The organism is Ruegeria sp. AJ12 (assembly GCF_056536245.1).
Window position 1 is genome coordinate 3,541,522 of sequence record NZ_JBQFJJ010000001.1, and the last position, 18,531, is coordinate 3,560,052.

Annotated in this window: 14 protein-coding genes and 2 pseudogenes; 10 read left to right on the plus strand and 6 right to left on the minus strand. The window is 53.3% G+C overall.

Annotated features, from left to right (window positions below; translation table 11 throughout):
- Window positions 1–60: 60 nt before the first annotated feature.
- Genes ACR3E0_RS17720 through ACR3E0_RS17730 form a run of 3 tightly spaced genes read right to left on the minus strand, consistent with a single transcriptional unit; the run spans window position 61 to window position 2,806 of the window.
- Window positions 61–1,323 (minus strand): TRAP transporter large permease, encoded by a 1,263-nt coding sequence (locus ACR3E0_RS17720; RefSeq protein WP_480480170.1) that lies wholly within the window; start codon window positions 1,321–1,323, stop codon window positions 61–63.
- Entirely contained in the window at window positions 1,323–1,811 is a 489-nt protein-coding gene (locus ACR3E0_RS17725; RefSeq protein WP_480480171.1) for a TRAP transporter small permease, read from the minus strand. The genes ACR3E0_RS17720 and ACR3E0_RS17725 overlap by 1 nt, the downstream gene beginning before the upstream one ends.
- Window positions 1,808–2,806, minus strand: coding sequence for a TRAP transporter substrate-binding protein (locus ACR3E0_RS17730; RefSeq protein WP_480480172.1), 999 nt, complete (start codon window positions 2,804–2,806; stop codon window positions 1,808–1,810). Before ACR3E0_RS17730 ends, ACR3E0_RS17725 begins: the two co-directional genes overlap by 4 nt.
- Before the next feature lie 160 nt (window positions 2,807–2,966).
- Between ACR3E0_RS17730 and ACR3E0_RS17735 the strand changes: the two genes are divergently transcribed.
- From ACR3E0_RS17735 to ACR3E0_RS17755, 5 genes are all read left to right on the plus strand, one after another.
- Window positions 2,967–3,533, plus strand: a complete 567-nt coding sequence (locus ACR3E0_RS17735; RefSeq protein ID WP_480480173.1) for a TetR/AcrR family transcriptional regulator — start codon at window positions 2,967–2,969, stop codon at window positions 3,531–3,533.
- A 101-nt stretch (window positions 3,534–3,634) separates the two neighbouring features.
- Window positions 3,635–4,258 carry a VOC family protein gene (locus tag ACR3E0_RS17740; protein WP_480480174.1) on the plus strand — a complete coding sequence of 208 codons (624 nt, stop codon included), beginning with the start codon at window positions 3,635–3,637 and terminating at the stop codon, window positions 4,256–4,258.
- A gap of 669 nt (window positions 4,259–4,927) precedes the next feature.
- Entirely contained in the window at window positions 4,928–6,310 is a 1,383-nt protein-coding gene (locus tag ACR3E0_RS17745) for a sigma-54-dependent transcriptional regulator (RefSeq protein WP_480480175.1), read from the plus strand.
- Between the two features lie 89 nt (window positions 6,311–6,399).
- On the plus strand, window positions 6,400–8,277 hold the full coding sequence (locus ACR3E0_RS17750; RefSeq protein ID WP_480480176.1) for a sensor histidine kinase: 1,878 nt from the start codon (window positions 6,400–6,402) through the stop codon (window positions 8,275–8,277).
- Between the two features lie 260 nt (window positions 8,278–8,537).
- Complete coding sequence (locus tag ACR3E0_RS17755; protein WP_480480177.1) at window positions 8,538–10,241, plus strand: OFA family MFS transporter; 1,704 nt, start codon at window positions 8,538–8,540, stop codon at window positions 10,239–10,241.
- Window positions 10,242–10,560: 319 nt separating this feature from the next.
- On the opposite strand, the gene ACR3E0_RS17760 is transcribed toward ACR3E0_RS17755, so the two are convergent.
- Window positions 10,561–11,127, minus strand: a complete 567-nt coding sequence (locus ACR3E0_RS17760; RefSeq protein WP_480480178.1) for a TetR/AcrR family transcriptional regulator — start codon at window positions 11,125–11,127, stop codon at window positions 10,561–10,563.
- Between the two features lie 181 nt (window positions 11,128–11,308).
- On the opposite strand from ACR3E0_RS17760, the gene ACR3E0_RS17765 reads away from it, so the two are divergent.
- A complete protein-coding gene (locus ACR3E0_RS17765; protein WP_480480179.1) occupies window positions 11,309–11,773 on the plus strand; it encodes a nuclear transport factor 2 family protein in 465 nt (154 codons plus the stop codon).
- 57 nt (window positions 11,774–11,830) lie between these two features.
- On the opposite strand, the pseudogene ACR3E0_RS17770 reads toward ACR3E0_RS17765, so the two are convergent.
- A pseudogene (locus ACR3E0_RS17770) lies at window positions 11,831–12,013 on the minus strand (DDE-type integrase/transposase/recombinase); the annotation flags it as partial.
- A 250-nt stretch (window positions 12,014–12,263) separates the two neighbouring features.
- Here ACR3E0_RS17770 and ACR3E0_RS17775 point away from each other — a divergent pair.
- Window positions 12,264–13,478, plus strand: coding sequence for an IS110 family RNA-guided transposase (locus tag ACR3E0_RS17775; protein WP_480480180.1), 1,215 nt, complete (start codon window positions 12,264–12,266; stop codon window positions 13,476–13,478).
- A 22-nt stretch (window positions 13,479–13,500) separates the two neighbouring features.
- Here the strand turns inward: ACR3E0_RS17775 and ACR3E0_RS17780 are convergent.
- Window positions 13,501–14,033 (minus strand): annotated as a pseudogene (locus ACR3E0_RS17780) (IS6 family transposase); the annotation flags it as partial.
- A 539-nt stretch (window positions 14,034–14,572) separates the two neighbouring features.
- Between ACR3E0_RS17780 and ACR3E0_RS17785 the strand changes: the two are divergent.
- From ACR3E0_RS17785 to ACR3E0_RS17795, 3 genes are all read left to right on the plus strand, one after another.
- On the plus strand, window positions 14,573–15,790 hold the full coding sequence (locus ACR3E0_RS17785; protein WP_480480181.1) for a M16 family metallopeptidase: 1,218 nt from the start codon (window positions 14,573–14,575) through the stop codon (window positions 15,788–15,790).
- A 1-nt stretch (window position 15,791) separates the two neighbouring features.
- Window positions 15,792–17,177 (plus strand): insulinase family protein, encoded by a 1,386-nt coding sequence (locus tag ACR3E0_RS17790; RefSeq protein WP_480480182.1) that lies wholly within the window; start codon window positions 15,792–15,794, stop codon window positions 17,175–17,177.
- Window positions 17,178–17,332: 155 nt separating this feature from the next.
- On the plus strand, window positions 17,333–18,352 hold the full coding sequence (locus tag ACR3E0_RS17795; protein WP_480476947.1) for an IS110 family RNA-guided transposase: 1,020 nt from the start codon (window positions 17,333–17,335) through the stop codon (window positions 18,350–18,352).
- Window positions 18,353–18,531 lie beyond the last annotated feature (179 nt).

The window sequence follows — 18,531 nt, forward strand, 5'->3', positions numbered from 1 at the left end:
TTTTGATGTCTTTATCTGATGGTGGTGACGGCCGGGCCAGCAGTGAGGCGGAGCCCGTGCCTACAGCAGCCCAACACTGAGTGCGGGAACGAAGCTGACGAAAAGAAGAACGATGATCATCAACCCGATAAACGGCAAAACCGATCTGGTGATGAGAAGGAACCGCTCCTTGAAGGCGGTGGTTGCAACCAGAAGGTTGATACCCATGGGCGGCGTCAGCAGACCGATTTCCAGATTGAGCACCATGATGATCCCAAAGTGGATCGGATCAATCCCATAGGATTGCGCCACCGGCATCAACAGGGGTGCCAAAACCAGAATGGCCGACACCGTGTCCATGATCATGCCCACGAGCAGCAGCAATATGTTCACGAAGATCAGAAACACGATCAGGTTCGTTATATTGCTTTGCAGCAACTCTGTCGCCATCTGCGGCACACCTTCGGTCGCCAGGAAAACATTGACGCTGACGGCAATCGCGATGATCGGGATAATGCTGCCCAGCATCGCAATGGTTTCCTGAACAATATTGTAACCGTCTTTCCACGATAGTTCGCGATGCAGGAATATCTCGACCAGCAGAGCATAGAACAAAGCTACTGCGGCAGACTCCGTCGGCGTGAAATAGCCGGAATAGATGCCGCCAAGCAGGAGGACAGGCAAGAGAAGTGCCGACCAACCGCGCCGTAGTGCCTGCCGGAGTGAAGGGCGGTCACTTTCCCTGGGCAAAGGCACGGCCCGATTCACGACAAGGGCGTAAACAACCATCACCGCTGTCAGGATCAGGCCGGGAATGATCCCTGCAAAGAACAGATCCACAATCGATGTTTCGGTTGCGATTCCATAAATGATCAACGGGATGGACGGTGGGATGATGATCCCCAAGGTCCCGCCGCTGGTGAGCGAGCCAAGCGCAAACTTCTTGGGATACCCCTCGCCCATCATCGCGGGATAAAGGACAGCCCCGACCGCCAAGAGGGTGACCGCGGATGACCCGGAGATCGCGGAAAAGATGGCACAAGACAGGATAGATGCGGCACCCAATCCGCCCCTGAAAGACTTTGTCACGGCCACCATGATGTCGATCAGCCGTTCGGCGATGGACCCACGGGTCATAACAGCACCAACCAACAGGAACATTGGAATGGCCAGCAGGGCTTCTTTATCGATAGCGGCCCAGGCATCTTCGAGCATGTAGATGGGGTCGCCATCACCCCAGTACAGATGCACCCAGGCCACCACGACAGCCAAGATGACCATGATATTCTGACGCAACGCCAGAAGAACCAAAACGGTGATCAGCAAAAGAACAGAGGCCGGCATCAGTGTGTCACGATATCTTTGGGTTGAAGATCAGGCCTGAGCGCGAAGCACAGATATCTCAGGCCGGCAGAGGTCAGGCCGTAGAAGAGTGCCATCTGAGGGATCCAGATCGGGATTTTCAGGGGCGGCGCGGTAAAGCCAAGTTCTCGGTTTTCAGCTACCAATTGCAGCGCGAACCATGCGCCAGCAAACAAAACCAGGGCCGAAACCAAATGCCCGATCGTATCAACAACGTGACTAAATCGTTCCGGAAACACCGCATCCAACACCGCCGGGCGCAAATGCCGGTTCAATGCGGCGGCAACCCCCAACCCGATCAGAGCGGCGCTGTTGGCCAGAAACACCGAAATGCGCTGGCCACCCCAGATTGGAGTTTCAAAGAGCTCTCGCATCACAACATCCGCAAAGAGAATTGTGGCGGCGAGGGCAAAGAATACCCCCGCGACCAGTGTCTCAATGACCAAAAGGATGGCCAGAAAACGCTTCATTGGGTGACAGTGCACGCGTCGCGCGCGGCAACCACCGCGTCATAGACCTCGGCCGCCTGCCCACCGATAGACGCGATCAGCTCCTGCTGCAGTTCGGGCGTAAACAATGCGGCCCATGCGTTCCGCTGCTCTTTGGTGAGCTCGTGGATGACACCGCCGTCTTCCGCGTGCTTTGCGACGAAAGAGTCCGACACCCCGCGCACCGATTGGCGTAGCTCTTCCGCATCGCTCAACGACGCGCTGAACTTTTGCAGCTCGTCTTCGGTCAGTCCGTTCCAGACCTTGGTGCTGATCACAAGCAGGGAGGGCTGGTAGATGTGACGTGTTTCCATCATGTGCGGGGCCAATTTGCCAACCCCGGCCGCCACGTATGGAATAATGGGCAACTCACCTGCATCGACAAGCCCGGTCTGAAGCCCGGTCGCAATTTCGCTGAAAGGCAGCGGCACACCATTCGCGCCGGTGTTGCGCCAGAAAATATCATGGTTTTCCGCAGGCGTTACACGGGTTTTGACACCAGCGACATCTCCGGGTTCCAGCATCGGTTCTTTGCCAAACAGGTTTTGCCAACCCAGTTCCTGCCATTCGACGATTTTCAGACCCTTCGCCTCGAAGAGAGGAGAGAAAATCTCGGTCAGGTGATTGTCAATTGCGCAGTCGGCCTGCGCCGTGGTGTCCCAAAAGAAAGGCGATGCCATCAGAGCCACTTCGGGCACGATGGAGGCTGAAGCGTTGATGGAAAAATGCCCCATGTCGATTCGCCCGCGCACGACCTGGCGCAAGGTTTCCACGTCGGTTCCCAACTGGCTGGACGGAAAAACCTCGATCTGCATGGCCCCGTCCGATGCGTTGGAAAGGTCCTTCGCCATATCTTCCAGCCGTGTCACCCAAGGTGTCTTTGGTGGCGCGGCCGTGGTTGCACGTAATGTGACCTCGGCAATGGCGGTCGTGGCGCAAGCCGTCATCATGGCTGCTGCGAAAACGGTCCTGAACATCTTTCTATCCTCCTTGTTTTCCGTGGCACCGGGCATCGCGGCCAGGTAAAAGCTTGCACGTCACTACTAGAACTAGTATTCTAATTCTAGTATTTTCTTGCAATCAGGCCGAGACATGTCAACCGATCAGCATGAACCAAAGAAGCAACAGCGCAGTTTGGTGACAGAGCAAAAGGTGCTTGAGGCGACAGATGCGCTGATCAATGAGCTTGGGTACGAAGCCACCCATGTTTCGAAAATCATAAAGAAATCTGGTGTCTCAGCGGGCAGCTTTTATCACCATTTCGGATCGAAAGAGGCTGTCATGCTTCGGCTAACAGCCGCATTTTTTGAGGCCGCGAGCGCCCGTTTTAACGCGGTGGATTGCGCTGGCTGCGGCTTTGAAGACGTGGTCGACCGCTATATCGACGCGCTGATAGAAGAGTTTCGGATCAACCACGGCACCTATCGGGCGATGGTTGAAAACATCAACGTCAACAGGGAGCTTTGGGAGCCGCTGCGCGACGTCAGGCGTTTGATCGAAGCGCGACTGCTGGAACACCTCGGGTCAGACCTACAGGCCCGCGGCTGCAAGGATCCCGCGCATCTGATCGGGATCATGATGCAAACCATTCTGGGCCTGTTGACCCATGCGATCGTCATCAAAACAGGCCCGCTCGATTTGAACAACTCTAGTGACAGGCACCGTGTACGACAGGTCGCTCAGGCCATTATGAAACTGGAATAGCTTCTTGCTCTTTTTGTGGAGCGAACCTCTGCATTGAACGAGGTCACCGGCGGTACGACAGCAACTCCGCTTCTCAATAAAAAACAGCCATGGAGAACTCAATGCCTGTAACCTTGGACCATCTGCTTTGGGCGGCCCCTGATCTGGACGACGGTGTCGCACTCATGGCGGAGATGACCGGCGTCAAACCGATGATGGGCGGCAGACATCCCGGCCTCGGCACACGGAATGCCCTTTTGAGTTTGTCACCAACGACGTACATTGAGGTCATCTCGCCTGATCCGACCCAGGATCTAGAAGGAACTCTTGGCGGTCAGCTTGCGGCCTTGCCCGCTCCGAAACTTTGGCTGTTTGCCTTGGCAACAAACGATCTGACCGGTGTTGCCAGCAGCGCGGGCGGCGTTGGTCTAAATGTAAGCGAGCCGGTGGCCATGAGCCGCAACACCCCCGAAGACGAGCGGCTTGACTGGTCTATTCTGTGGGTATCGGATGATCGTTGGCCGGATCGTCTGCCTTTCTTTATTGATTGGCAAAACTCGCCCCATCCCGCCGCAAACGCGCCTGGCGGTGTCAGCCTCGTTGATTTTTCGGTTGAAGACCCAAACGCCGAGGAGTTGCGAACGGTGTATGATGCGATCGGATGTGACGTGCCGGTGCGAAAGGCTGATGAACACCGCTTTGTGGCAAACATCGACACTCCGAACGGGTCTGTTGTTCTGAAGTAGCTTGACCGGCGAGGCGACTTGAGCGCGGCCATGCGGTAGCGCCGGCCTTCTGGTGTTCGGTCCCTGATTTCACCCTTCGCTGCATGTCGGTGTTCAACACCAATGCCATCATGAACAGGGGGTTAGGCACCGTTTGGTCGATGGTCTTATTCAAATGCAGAGTTTTCAATCAATGTTGAAAGTGGAGAACGGGCCATCATCGCGCCCTGTGGGCTGGAATTTGATAAAACTTGATCGAGGACTAAAAAGACTGATCTGTTCTTTTTAAGACTGAGTTTAGTGCTTTTGCCAATAACTGCGTATGGAAACGCTAAGTTTTCCCGGCGGATGGATCTTTGTCCGTACGGGCCATTTGCCTCATGATTGCTGCCGAGAAAGTGGAAACTTGCCACGGAGTCCAAGCTGACGACCCGTTTTTACCTACCTGTGAACAACCTTTTTCACTTCAACCCGTCAAGGCGCGGTAAAACTGATCAACCCTTAAATTGACAGAATGTTCCTTGATTGATTTTAGTGCTACGGTGCTCCTTTGTTGGCTCTGTTTTGACCTGAAGTTGACTTTTTTCATAAAAGAGCCGAGAGATAAAAGACCAATCAGTAATAAAACGTGCCCTATCTAGATGGCCCATGAGGTTTTTCGAGAAGGTGCGTAGTCTCGGGGAGGATAGCATGGAGGATGGCCAGCTCAGCCTAAGCAACGCAACCAAGGGAGTATTGGATGGGTTCGACGGGATCCTGTCCGGCGCAAATGTCCTGGTCGTTGATGACGAGCCAGGCATGAGGAACTTCCTTGAAAAAACTCTTTCGAACTATTGTGCGAAGGTTGACGTGTCGGGCGATACGCAAGACGCCACGAAACGGCTGGATGAATCCAACTATGACATCATCATATTGGACAATGTTATGCCAACCCAAACAGGTGTTGAGTGGTTGGCCGAACAGCAAAAGGTTGGTCTTTTTTCAGACACGATCCTGATGACTGCATATGCTGACCTGGAAATAGCAATAGCTGCCATTCGCGCGGGTGCATCGGATTTCCTGCTCAAACCTTTCCGCTCCAATCAGATCCTGAATGCAATCGCTCAAAATCTTACCCGAACAAACCTCAAGCGGCAGAATAGTGTTCTTAGAAACGAACTTGAAACTGGGCAGGATTTGCTCAGACACAGGCATGCGCTTTTGGGCAATTCAGAGCCCATCCAGGGCGTTAGGGACCGTATAGACCGTGCTGCTGTGTTTGACGCACATGCCGTCATTCATGGAGAGACCGGCTCAGGCAAACAAATAGCAGCGCGTATGCTTCATGCACGCTCAGGCCGCGCCGACCACCCCTTCGTATGGCTGCAGTGCCATGGGTTGGATGAAGATGCTTTCAGGGAGAGCCTGTTCGGGCGCGTGTCAGCTGAGGGGCATGTTGGAGATCAGCAACTCGGATTGCTGCTCAATGCCGCCGGAGGGACACTGTTTCTTGAAGATGTCGACCGCCTCTCAATTGGGTGCCAGAATCTTCTGGTTGAATGTTTGACAAATGGGAAGTTCAGACCGGTTGGAGCCAAGCGTAGTTTTCCGCTGGATGTCCGTTTGATCTGCTCGGCGACACATTCACTTAGGAAACTGGTCGATGAGAACCGATTTCGAGCTGATCTTTATTACTTGCTCAACATCGATGAAATCCCCCTGCCTCCCTTGAGAGAGCGTATCGAGGATATCACGGTTCTTGCTGAATTTTTTCGCGACAAACTCTGTGAGCGTATGGGAATTGTCGCACCGGAAATTACTCTAAAGGCGCGACGGCAACTCATGGCACATCCTTGGCCCGGAAATGTCATGGAACTGCGCAACGTTGTTGAACGGGCGCTGATCCGAGGAACATTTGAAGCAGCCGTTGAAGTTGGTCCGCAAGGGTCTGAGGCACAAAGCCTGTCCGCTGTAGAACGCCGCCACATCCTTGCTGTGTTAGATGCCTGCTCAGGTAACCGGGCTGAAGCGGCCCGCAGATTGGGATTGGCCAGAAAAACCATTGATCGAAAATGTCAGGCATGGGGCGTTTAGTCCCCGCAGTGCGCTCTGTTCGGATACGGCTTCTGATCTTAGCGCTCCTGCCGTTGGTTGTTCTGTTACCTCTTCTGCTGGGTGTGACGATGGTCCGCTGGATCAACAAGTTCGATGAATTGCTGCTGGCCAAGGTTGCGAGCGATCTCAGGGTCGCAGAACAGTATTTTGGTAGAATCGAAGCAACGCAGGCGTCCGATGTCGCGGCACTGGCCCGGTCTGTTCGCTTTGCCGCCGCTCTTGCAGACGGAGACACTGCTCTCGCAGGTATTTTAGAAGCGGAACGCGCAAGGATGGGGCTTGATCTCTTGTTCTACGGTGAGATTGAGGGGCGGGATTTTCCGTTGAGTGCGCTTCCTATAGCCTCCCTAGCTTTACCGGATGAACCAAGTGCCGGGCTGGCGATATTCTCCGACCAAGAGCTCAATGCGATTTCGCCAGATTTGGCAACTCTGGCCGAGATCCCATTGGTCCCTACTGAGGCAGCACGCCCCATCGAAAAAGAGGTTGAGACAAGGGGTATGATGCTTTTGGCCGCCCACAGGGCGAGCGATAGCGATGCCGTGCTGGTGGGGGGACGGCTATTAAATCGAAACCTTGATGTGATCGACACAATGAATGCGTTGATCTACCGAGACGAAGAATCCGATGAGACTCGCCAAGGGACCACCACCCTTTTCCTTGATGATGTAAGGATAAGTACGAATGTTCGCCTCTTCGAAGGAGAACGGGCACTGGGTACGCGGGTGTCAGAAGTCGTTTGGAACCAGGTCATGCGTGATGGGCATCCATGGCTCAATCGTGCCTTTGTCGTCAACGATTGGTATATTTCGGGCTACGTTCCGGTCACTGATGTCGCGGGTGAGCGTATCGGGATGCTCTATACCGGGTTCTTGGAATCCCCCTTCACCACGCAGCGCAATACGACCATTCTTTCACTCATCTTCGCCTTTTTCGCAGTCCTGTGTATCTCCGTTCCGCTATTCCTAAGACTGGCACGCGGCATCTTTTCACCTTTGGAGCAGATGACAGCCATTATGGCACGCGCCGAACAAGGTGATCTTGAAGCTAGAATTGGCAAGGGACAGTCCCAAGATGAGATCGGGACTGTTGCCCGACATCTTGATCGTCTTTTGGACCAGGTCAAAGAACGTGATGAAGAGCTCCGCGGTTATGCGGGGACGCTGAATGAGCAGGTCGACAAGCGTACAAAGGAACTAAGGGAGGCCAATCAGAAGCTTGAAGCCACCTTCCAGCAACTCGTGATGTCCGAAAAACTGGCCTCTATCGGAGAAATAACCGCCGGTGTGGCTCATGAGATCAACAACCCCGTGGCGGTCATCCAAGGCAATCTGGAGGTATTGCGTGGCTCGATGTCTGAAGAGGTTGAAAACGACCACAGATTGGAACTGGATCTCATCGACGCGCAGACGCATCGTATCAATGTCATTGTCGGTAAACTGCTGAACTTCTCCCGACCCGGCGAAATCTCAGATGAGGCAGTTTATGTCAACGTAGAGAACTGTGCCGAGGATGCGCTTGTTCTCGTCATGGCAGATATTCGAAAACACAGTATCGAACCAATAATTTCTCATGTCCCTGCCCCGCCGATCCAGATAATCGCATCCGAGTTGGTGCAGGTGCTTGTAAATCTGTTCATCAATGCTTCTCAAGCGATGCCCGACGGCGGAACCTTGGAAGTCACCACGCGCCCGGCTGAACGAGATGGGCAAGCTGGCGCGGAAATTGTGGTCTCCGATTCCGGTCCAGGGATCCCGGCAGAACGACTGAACAAGGTGTTTGACCCATTTTTCACCACGAAGATCGCTGAAGGAACCGGATTGGGGTTATCAATTAGCCAGGCTTTGATTGCTCGGGCTGGCGGGATGATCACGGTAGAGAGCGCTGAGGGGCTAGGCACACAGTTTTTTGTTTGGTGCCCTGCCGCAGACATCTTGGACGCTTAAGTTACTCGGTCCTCACTATTCCTGGACATTTTGTCCGACCACGTGCTCGGAATTGGCAGAATTAGTGGTCAATCTTACCTTTCTGCGATGCGGCGCATATCTTCTAACTCATTGTTTTTTATATTAAACATACGTTGACAAGGTCAAGAACCTCTTAACAACCTATGCGCGGGGCTGCGGCATACTGCAGTAGACAGTTATCGTTGAGAGCTCCGCTTAAGGGGGCGAGGAGCCCCTGTTTTGTAGGGAGGAGCTATCTCATGTCAGATGCTGTCAGCGGGCCTCTTGGGTTCCTGCGCAAAGAAAATATTGTGGCCCCGGACGGCTACAACAGGTGGCGGGTTCCACCGGCCTCAATCGCAATTCACTTGTGCATCGGCTCCGTGTACGCTTGGTCGGTCTTTAACCCTCCATTGACACGCGAACTCGGGGTTGTGGCCTCATCGGGAAGCGACTGGAGCCTGTCGTCGGTGGTTTGGATCTTCTCGGTTGCCATTGTGGTGCTTGGGCTTGCGGCAGCCTTCGGCGGAAAGTGGTTGGAGAAAGTCGGTCCCCGGTATGTGGGCGTCGTCGCGGCAACCCTCTGGGGCGGGGGCTTTGTTATTGGGTCCATTGGTATCTCGACGCATCAACTTTGGCTTTTGTACTTGGGATATGGTGTGTTTGGTGGCGCTGGCCTCGGGCTTGGTTATGTATCTCCCGTATCGACACTGATCAGATGGTTCCCGGACCGCAGGGGTATGGCAACCGGTATGGCGATCATGGGCTTTGGCGGTGGCGCAATGATTGGTGCACCGCTGATTGGCTGGTTGCTCAGCGTCTATCAGAAGGCCCCGGACTACCTCGGAGCAGAAAGTGCTGAAAATCTCATAACAGAAGGTGGACGTCGCTTTGCGGAAACGGCAGCCGGCAAAGTCGAGATCGTCGTTGCCTCTGCGCAGCAGGCAGCCGCATTCGGTGGCGAAGCAGGCGTCTACGTGGTTGGAACCGGGAACACCGGTGCAGCATCGACCTTTATGACTTTGGGTATTGGCTATTTCATCGTCATGATGATCGCCGCATTTCAGTACCGCGTGCCGCGTGAGGGTTGGAAACCTGAAGGCTGGCAACCGGCACCATCGGCATCAGGAATGGTAACGCAAAACCACGTCCATATCGATCAGGCTCTAAAGACACGCCAATTCTGGCTGTTGTGGGTCGTCCTTTGCTTTAACGTGACTGCGGGGATTGGTGTGATCGGAGTTGCCAAAACGATGATCAACGAAATCTTTGGAGACCTTGCTATCGTCACCGCAGCATTTGCCGGAACCTACGTTCTGATGATTTCGGTCTTCAACATGGTTGGGCGTTTTTTCTGGGCGTCTACATCGGACTTCATCGGGCGGAAGAACACCTATCACTGCTTCTTTGTTCTCGGCACGATCCTGTACTGTTCGATCCCGTTTTGGGCAGGCCTGGGGGGTACCACCGCGCTGATCGGGTTCTACATCGCAACGATGATCATCTTCACGATGTATGGCGGTGGGTTTGCGACAATCCCAGCTTATCTCGCCGACATGTTTGGTACGATGCACGTTGGCGGTATCCACGGTCGCCTTCTCACTGCCTGGTCAACCGCGGGTGTTCTTGGGCCATTTGCAATCACCTACTTGCGTGATCTGTCTCGGAACAATGCGATCAATGATCTCGCGTCGAAGGTGGATCCTACCGCGTTCGCAGAGCGGTTCGGTGCGCCATTGACTCAGTTGCGGGAACTGGTCGACGCAAACACGGTTACCATTGCGCGACTGATGGAAATCGCCCCGGCGGGCACTGTCGACCCAACACCATCTCTGTACAATACAACGATGTACGCGATGGCTGCCCTGCTTGTGATTGCCTTCTTTGCCAACCTCATGGTGAAACCAGTCGCATCACGGCATCATGTAGAGACGACCCATCCGGACGCAGTTCCGGCTGAATAGGGTGTCTCCCTGTGGTCCCAGCACTCCACTATCAGGGACCATCCTCTGGCGAGCTGTAAAGGCTCGCCAGCTTTCCAGTAGAAAAACAACCCGATCGAATAAGACGCAATGATGGATCAAGTTGCCCCCAAAGGTACAAGCGCCGCGATCCTTTGCCGCCCAAAGGGCGGCAGGTTATTCAGGACAAACGCAGCCATATTTCTGCATCCGACATTGCGGCCACGGCCGAGGTGTCCCGCTTGCCCAAGTCGAAGTCTACGACGTCGCAAGCCTCTATCACCGCTTTGACATCATGCGGGAGGGCGATACGCCCCCTACCCTAATGCGGTTTGGCCGCCGCTATCAGAATGCGTGCAGTTGCCTTGGCTTCTTCAGCCGGTCGTTCGATTGACCCAAACTGCGCAGCAACAACTGCGCCTTCCTTGAGAATAAGGAGCCGCTTAACAAGCGTTTCCGGATCCTGCAGGTCGGCTTTCTTGGCCAAGGTGAATAGATGCGCCTCAATGAGCGATTTATGTTCAACAGAGTGTTTAAAAGCCGGATGGTCAGGGTCTTGAAACTCCGCGACTGCTTTTATGAACATGCAGCCCTTGAACGAAGGCTCGTTGAACCACTCGCCAAGCGCGTCAAACATTACGGCAAGTTGGTCAACTTCCGAGGTTCCCAACTCGGCCATACGCTTGAAAAGCCAGTTCCTGAAAACCTCGTCACGACGTCGCAAGACCGCAAGGATCAGATCGTCTTTGGTTCTGAAATGGTTGTAGATCGCGGTCTTTGAAATACCCGTTTCTTCGACGATCATGTCCATGCCGGTCGCGTGAAAACCACCTCGATAAAAGACATCCAGGGCCTTGCTTACAAGTTCTTCGCGTTTTGAAGGTCGCATTTTTCGTCTCTGAAGATACTGGTCATTCTGTATACTGATTTTGCCCAAAAAGCCAAGTAAAACAGAAAACCCTCTTTTAAAGGTTTGACTTTAGGGGTCGCGCAGAGGTAATAACAGTACCGATCAGTCTTTTTAACCCCCCCTGGAGGCTGACGCAGTCTTCAATGCAAAGGAATCGACCATGAGCCGCCCGCCCCTCCCACCTTTCACCGAAGAAACAGCCCGAGAAAAAGTCCGTCTGGCTGAAGATGGCTGGAACACGCGCGATGCCGCGAAAGTCGCGCTGGCCTACACCACAGACACCAAGTGGCGGAACCGTTCCCATTTTGTGACCAACCGCGACGAAGCGCAGGCCTTTCTCACCGACAAGTGGAAACGCGAGAATGAATACCGCCTGATCAAGGAACTCTGGGCCTTCACCGGCAACAGGATTGCGGTCCGCTATGCCTATGAATGGCGCGACGACAGCGGAAACTGGTTCCGGTCCTACGGCAACGAGAATTGGGAATTCAACGAAGATGGTTTGATGGCCAACCGTTTCGCCAGCATCAATGACCTTCCGATCAAAGAGGTAGATCGCAAGTTCCACTGGCCACAGGGTCGCCGACCAGATGACCACCCAGGTTTGTCAGACCTCGGACTCTAAATCGGCTTTGTTGCAAAGTTACTAGCACGCCGAGCTGTCTTGGAGATCGCGTTGAAGTTAGGCAGCCAGCTCAGCGAACTGTTTAAAAGGACAGGCTCCGGGCGTGAGTTGACCCTTACGGATCATGTGCGACATCTCGATGCCAGCAAGTGTTGCCGAGCCAGTGACAAAGGACTTAAAGCCGAGCATCGGGCGAGTTCATCTCTTGATGAAATGATAGTCTTGTTCGACGATGTCGTTATCCGGCATGAATGATCGCGACGTTTCAATCGGAGGTTCTGAAGGCTTCGATGTGGATTACTATTGGTCCACCGGGATTGGGGCGTTGGGAGCACGAATGGCGGGCAGGCCGAAGTATCTGATGAGCTGCGAGCTCGAGTTGTTATCTGGCCGCCCCTTCGACTTGCCCGGTTGCGCTGCGAGCGCGGATCCGTAGTTGTCGTGTAGCCCGCTGGCTCCCTTGGTTGCTGACCATGGAAAGGAGCCGGTCATGAAAGTCATTGCGCTTGATGTGCATCGCACCTTTGCTCAGGTGGCGATTCTGGAGAATGGTAAGATTCGGGATGCCGGTCGCCTCGAGCTTGAGCGAGAACACATCCTGAAGTTTGCAGAGCGGCTGCATGTGGAGGACGAGGTCGTCCTGGAAGCGACAGTCAACACAAAGGCCATCGTGCGGCTGCTGTCCCCTTTTGTGAGCCGAGTTATCATCTCAAACCCACTGCTCGTTCGTTCCATCGCCTGGGCCAAAGTCAAGACCGACAAGATCGATGCAAGTGTTCTGGCGAAGCTTCACGCCAGTGGCTTTCTGCCAGAAGTCTGGATGCCGGATGAAGAAACGGAAAGGCTGCGTCGGGTCGTGGCTGAGCGGGTGCAGCTGGTTTCCCAAATGACCCGCCTCAAGAACAGGATCCATTCGGTACTGCATGCCAATCTGATCCCGCCGTACAATGCGTCTCTTTTCACAAAGCGTGGGAGGAAATGGCTGGCGGAACAACCCGTCGCGCAAGACCAGCGGCGCGTCATCCTCCGTCATGCCGGTGAGTTGGACCGTCTCGGTCTCGAGTTGAAACAGATCGACGAAGACCTTGCACAGACAGCACTTCAGGAGCCGCGCGTGAAACAGCTGATGACAATCACCGGCGTCAACATGATCGTCGCTCTGAGCGTTCTGGCGGCAATTGGCGATATCGGGCGCTTCTCGTCTCCGGAGAAGCTCGTCAGCTATTTCGGTCTCAATCCCCGGGTACGCCAATCTGGAGACAAAGCCGCCTATCATGGCCGGATCACTAAGCAGGGACGGTCGCATGCACGGGCGATGCTGGTGGAAGCAGCCTGGTCGGTGTCCCGTACGCCCGGACCACTAAGAGCCTTCTTTCGGAGGATCAGGGAAAAGCGGGGCAACCAAATCGCGGCGGTGGCAACAGCGCGGAAGCTGACAGTGGTCATCTGGCACATGCTCTCCAAGGACGAAGAATTTATCTGGAGCCGTCCCGCTCTGTTGAACTGGAAGCTGAGAAAGCTGGAACTGGCCGCTGGCTACCCCTCTCACCGCGGTGGAAGAACGAAAGGCTCAGCTGCCGACTACAGCCTCAAATCAGTGCGCGATCGGGAGAGAGAAGCTGTCGGTCACGCGGAAGAGGTTTACCGGCGTTTCGTAAAAAAGTGGAAACAGAAATCTCCGATGGCAAAGCCCGTCGCACCTTAGTAGCTCACCCAAAGACAAGGGCCCGGTGCCTCAAAAAGTTCTTGTCAAATACATCCGTCAAATATTCATGACTGACCATCTCGATCGGGGTTGGGCAGCCAAAGCCCGCAAGCATCTTGTTGATTGCCTTGATGCCAGCAGTGTTGGCACTTCTTTTGTCGATAACAATCTTTCGTGGAAGACCATTGACCTCCAGCATTTTGGCGAAGAGCTTTGTGGCTGCCAGCTTGTTGCGACGTTCTAAAATCATGAAATCGAGCGTCTTACCTTGTTTGTCTAAGGCTCGATGAAGATAGATCCACGTACCTTTCACTTTGCTGTTCGTTCATCCATTCTCCAAGAGCGGTCGCATTGACCCTTGCAATGACGGGCAACTTCAGTGATCGCGCTTGCATACCGTGTCACCCAGCGCTCCAGCGTGGTGTGATCCACCGCAACGCCTCGCTCGTGCATGATCTCTTACAGATCGCGATACAACACGCCGAAAAGGACACAGAAGAACACCGCGAACAGGATCACATCATTCTGAAAATGTGCGCCTTTGAAGGAAATCATGAACCAACTTTCGTCTTGAAATTACAAAAAGCCATCAACTCGCTAAATCTAAGAGCGTCAAACGGCAAAACTTTGCAACAGATCCGTCAAGAAATATGATCCCGTCGGTTTATCCAAACAACTCAGTTTGGTCTGATGCAATCACTGCAAAGGACTTAAATGCGGATCTGGTTGCTTTGCGACAACCCGAACACTGGCAATGTTGGCTCCATAAAAAAGGTCGCGGACCAGGTCTCCATCTGGAGCATGTCTTTCGGCGCGGTTAAAATACGGACGCAAAGTAGCTCGAAAAAAGCCGAACGTGCGACGGGCGAATAATTTGTCGCACGTCTTGTTCGCGGACTCTGAAAGCACGGTCTTTTCAATTCGATTAATTTCACGCAATTATTATGCAAAGAAAAGTCGCTTTCCGACTTCTCCAACAGGCAGGGGCTCATTTCCTCAGATGATATTGTCAAAGGCCTATTATGCACGCAGCTAAGTGTTTCTTATCGCTGGCATTTTTGATCGTTTGTGGGACGGTACATGCTCAAAGCGTCATGCCGCTTTCTGAAAAAGGCGGGTTGCACGCAGCCTATGTTGTTCCGACAGATGGCTTCCACCGTGTAGATGTGCAGTTGATCGTTCTATCGGGGGCATATGACGATCCGGAACCTTCTGGCACGGCTCATCTGATCGAGCATCTGGCCGCTTTTTCGTCCGACTTCACAGTTCTTAGAAGACCTCGGGAGCGCGATGTCCACGCAACGACATACAATGTATCAACGGTTTACACCAACACTGGCGCTCCTGCTGAGCTAGAAACCATGTTGCGGCTGTCTCGTGCCGTCCTTGACACACCAAAGTTGCCAGAAGGCTTTGCGGAAAGTGAAATTGACATCGTTCAACGTGAAACACTGCTTCACGAAAGACAGTCACCCTATCGATGGTTGAGACGAAAGGCACTTCAAAATCTGTATGGCACTCTGCGCGGTCGTGCAAACAACGACGTTGAAGATTTACCCAAGTTGACTCTTGAGAAGGCCTATCAGTTCCACAAGGAACACTATGTTCCATCCAATGTTACTCTGATCGTGTCGGGTATGGTTGAACCAGATGCAACCGCTGAACTAGTCGCGCGAGTTTTTGGCGACACCCAACCCTCAAAGGTTCCTCAAAAGCCTTGGTTAGATCAGAAACCTGATCCAGAACTTAGGTCCGTTGAGCACATAAAGTCGGACAAGTTGGCGTATGACACAGTGCAGTTCGCAAAATTCGTCGACTTCCAAGACAGATCAACCAGCATTGATATGCAAGGCGCCTTCTTCATCACGATCAACATTTTGCAAGAGAGGCTGGTCAAGGCTTTGTACTTTGAAGACGAGAGGTTTCTTGACTTCAATTCAGAATGGTACTTTGCAAAGAACGCTGATCTTGAGCTCACTATTGATATGCAGCTCATGCCCGGTTTCACCTTGGGCGCGGCGCACAACAGACTAAATGAGGTTATGGCCGGTTTGTTGACCGAACCGATCAGCAGAACAGAGATCAATCAGGCACGAAAAAAAGAAATAGTTAACGCTCAAATCGCCACGCGTCGGCCCTCAGACTTTTTGTACTTTCTGAAGAATGTGGCAGCCGATGGCTTCCCTCCAATTAGCCCGTCAGTATTCGCTGACATACTCGGCAAAACCACAGATCAAGAAGTTATTGATTTCGCAGAAACGGCTATGAAACCATCGGCAACCTCTGTCATCCTGGCCGAGAAAACAGACTGACATGCAAGCATTCAAAGTCCAGCTCATCTTAACTCTATTGGTTGTACTCTGCATGCTGTCACCGCAGCCGTTGCGAGCAGAGCTTGTTGCAACATCTGGCGACGCAAAGCTGATTACCCTTTCGCCCCTTCAAAACGGCCTTTCAGCACTAACACTTGTTTGGCCAATAGATCGTTCAACCAAGGAACGTGTATCTGCATTGAAGGCCGGTCTCTCAAGTGTCGTGTCAGGAGGGACATCGAGCCGTTCGTCATATGAAATCCGTGAGTTCTTAAAACTAAATGGGATAGAGCAGCAGGTCGGTACAAATGGACAAAATCTGTTGCTAACCATCTCAGCTCCGGATGAAGTTTTTCCGGAAACGCTCGTTCATCTAGAGAACCTTTTGCTTAAACCGGAATACACCAGCGGCTGGTATGCAAGAGCACTCCAAAAACTCAGCCTCAACACTTCCACCAGAACCAGAATGCCATCAGACGTTCTGAATGAAATTGCAGATTTCCTTGAGTATGAACCCGGTGATGCAGCCGCCGAAGAGAGTGGCGGTGAATTTCGTTTTGGCCATCCCTCTCAGGCAATCTTGAGATCGGAAGATCAAGAAGTAGAGCGCCGCACGGTACGGCTTGTCCAAAAACTTCCCAAAGCGACGGCGACTTGGGGACTCCCGTTTGCGAAATGGGTCGACGCATTACTCGGCGCAGAAGAGAAGCCTTTTGAATTGCCAACTGGTACTGTTCACTTCGCTGATCCAGATTCTACTGAAATGTTGATCCTGTTCGCAAAAGCTGAAGAGTTTGCCGACGACAACGACCAGATCGGGTCAAATCTTCTGATTGACTACATAGGAGCCGGCCAGGGTTCCAAGATGTTTCAGACAATCCGACAGGAAATGCGCGCGGCATACGATCCACGCTCTGATTTTAGAGTCATGAAGAAGAACCAAGCACTCCTTTCATTTAGCGCGACTGTTGAAGCCAACAAATGGCCCGAGGTCCATGATAAAGTCAGAGAAATCTATAACGCTGTGCGCAATGGGAAAATTGAGCAAGCAGGTTTAGGCATTCAGTATGACAGATTGGCGCAGCATTACTACGAAAGCGTCTTCCTTTATCCTGGTTGGGGCGAGCACCATTACCTTGACGAATACCCCACTGGTGCCGAAGGCCCTATCACCATCTCCCTTTTCGGTGCGCTTGAAACGGCTTCCATCGCTGAGATAACTGATAACTCGGAAGCACATTTACCACCTTTGGAAGACTTCCTGCTCGTTCTGATTGGAGGAGGTGCCGCTCCGACAAAAGCGATAAAGTCGAATGGATACTGCGCGTTACCAAAGAACACACACCTCAGTTTTTGCCTTGAAGCGCTGTCGAATGTTCAAAACTAGATGTTACGATCGCGTCACTGCAACTCTCGATAACCGAGTCCATACCGCAAATCGATAGAACGGCCCAAAGCGGATGAGGTGGGTGGCTCCTGCTCCACCGGCATCGAATGTGCCAAAGTGCAGTTGTGATTGACTGCAAGGAAAGGAGCCACCCAATGACAGTAAAGACCGTCGGCCTCGATCTGGCCAAGGATGTTTTTCAAGTGCACGGCATTTCGGAGAATGGCCGTGTGATCTTCAACAAGGCGATCAAACGCGCGAAGCTGTTGGCGTTTTTTGAGACGTTGCCACCGTGTACGGTTGGCATGGAAGCCTGCGGCTCGTCTCATCACTGGGGCCGTCAGCTGCGCAAATTGGGGCACGACGTGAAGCTCATGCCCGCTGGATACGTCAAACCCTACGTGAAGCGCGGCAAGAACGACGCCGTTGATGCTGAGGCAATCTGTGAAGCGGTCCGTCGACCGACAATGCGATTTGTCGAGATCAAGACGGAAGAGCAGCAAGCCATTCTCTCAATCCACCGGACTCGAGATCTGGCCGTCCGGCAGCGCACCCAACTGGCCAACATGATCCGCAGCCTTTTGCGTGAGTTTGGGCATATCTTGCCCATCGGGATCGAAGCCGTGACGGCTTTTGCAAAGCGTCACCTTGATGGCGACCATCCAGAAATGCCGGAGATCGCCAATGGCATGCTCGGTATCCAGTGCTATCAGTTCCTCGGCCTGAACGAACGCATCGATGGCTATTCTAAGATGATCCAGCAACATGCCCTTCTGAATGCAGATGCGCGTAGATTGATGCGTATGCCTGGTATCGGCCCGATCACGGCGTCGGCGATTGTCACTACGATTGGCGATGCAAAACAGTTCCGGACTGGACGCGATCTGGCAGCGTGGTTGGGACTGACCCCGCTCAACAAATCCAGCGGTGGCAAGGAACGTCTGGGCAAGATCACAAAGCAAGGTGATCGCTACATTCGCAAGCTGTTGGTCGTAGGTATGACATCGCGCGCTGTGATGGCGAAACGTTCGCCAGAGAAGGTCGATTTGTGGACAGCAAAGATCATCGCAGACAAACCGTTCCGACTGGCAACAACTGCCATGGCCAACAAGGCCGCTCGGGCCATCTGGGCAATGCTCACGAAGAAACAGGAATACCGGCAGCCTGCGTTCTAACCGCGCCGATTGCCCACGAGATGCAAGACGTTGAAGTGATGATGCGGAAGTAAGTCAACCAAGAGCAAGGACACTCCGGGAACGGCAGCGGCCCTCTGAGGTCGATAAGCCGATTGGAACCTCGCTTGCGGAACTCATCAGGGCCAGTGGAGGCAATGCCAAAACATAAACAGGCCGGA

Coding starts and splice junctions, on each gene's coding strand:
- ACR3E0_RS17720 (WP_480480170.1), bottom strand. CDS start 1,323: ATGCCGGCCTCTGTTCTTTTGCTGATCACCGTTTTGGTTCTTCTGGCG.
- ACR3E0_RS17725 (WP_480480171.1), bottom strand. CDS start 1,811: ATGAAGCGTTTTCTGGCCATCCTTTTGGTCATTGAGACACTGGTCGCG.
- ACR3E0_RS17730 (WP_480480172.1), bottom strand. CDS start 2,806: ATGTTCAGGACCGTTTTCGCAGCAGCCATGATGACGGCTTGCGCCACG.
- ACR3E0_RS17740 (WP_480480174.1), top strand. CDS start 3,635: ATGCCTGTAACCTTGGACCATCTGCTTTGGGCGGCCCCTGATCTGGAC.
- ACR3E0_RS17745 (WP_480480175.1), top strand. CDS start 4,928: ATGGAGGATGGCCAGCTCAGCCTAAGCAACGCAACCAAGGGAGTATTG.
- ACR3E0_RS17750 (WP_480480176.1), top strand. CDS start 6,400: ATGGTCCGCTGGATCAACAAGTTCGATGAATTGCTGCTGGCCAAGGTT.
- ACR3E0_RS17755 (WP_480480177.1), top strand. CDS start 8,538: ATGTCAGATGCTGTCAGCGGGCCTCTTGGGTTCCTGCGCAAAGAAAAT.
- ACR3E0_RS17760 (WP_480480178.1), bottom strand. CDS start 11,127: ATGCGACCTTCAAAACGCGAAGAACTTGTAAGCAAGGCCCTGGATGTC.
- ACR3E0_RS17765 (WP_480480179.1), top strand. CDS start 11,309: ATGAGCCGCCCGCCCCTCCCACCTTTCACCGAAGAAACAGCCCGAGAA.
- ACR3E0_RS17775 (WP_480480180.1), top strand. CDS start 12,264: ATGAAAGTCATTGCGCTTGATGTGCATCGCACCTTTGCTCAGGTGGCG.
- ACR3E0_RS17785 (WP_480480181.1), top strand. CDS start 14,573: ATGCCGCTTTCTGAAAAAGGCGGGTTGCACGCAGCCTATGTTGTTCCG.
- ACR3E0_RS17790 (WP_480480182.1), top strand. CDS start 15,792: ATGCAAGCATTCAAAGTCCAGCTCATCTTAACTCTATTGGTTGTACTC.
- ACR3E0_RS17795 (WP_480476947.1), top strand. CDS start 17,333: ATGACAGTAAAGACCGTCGGCCTCGATCTGGCCAAGGATGTTTTTCAA.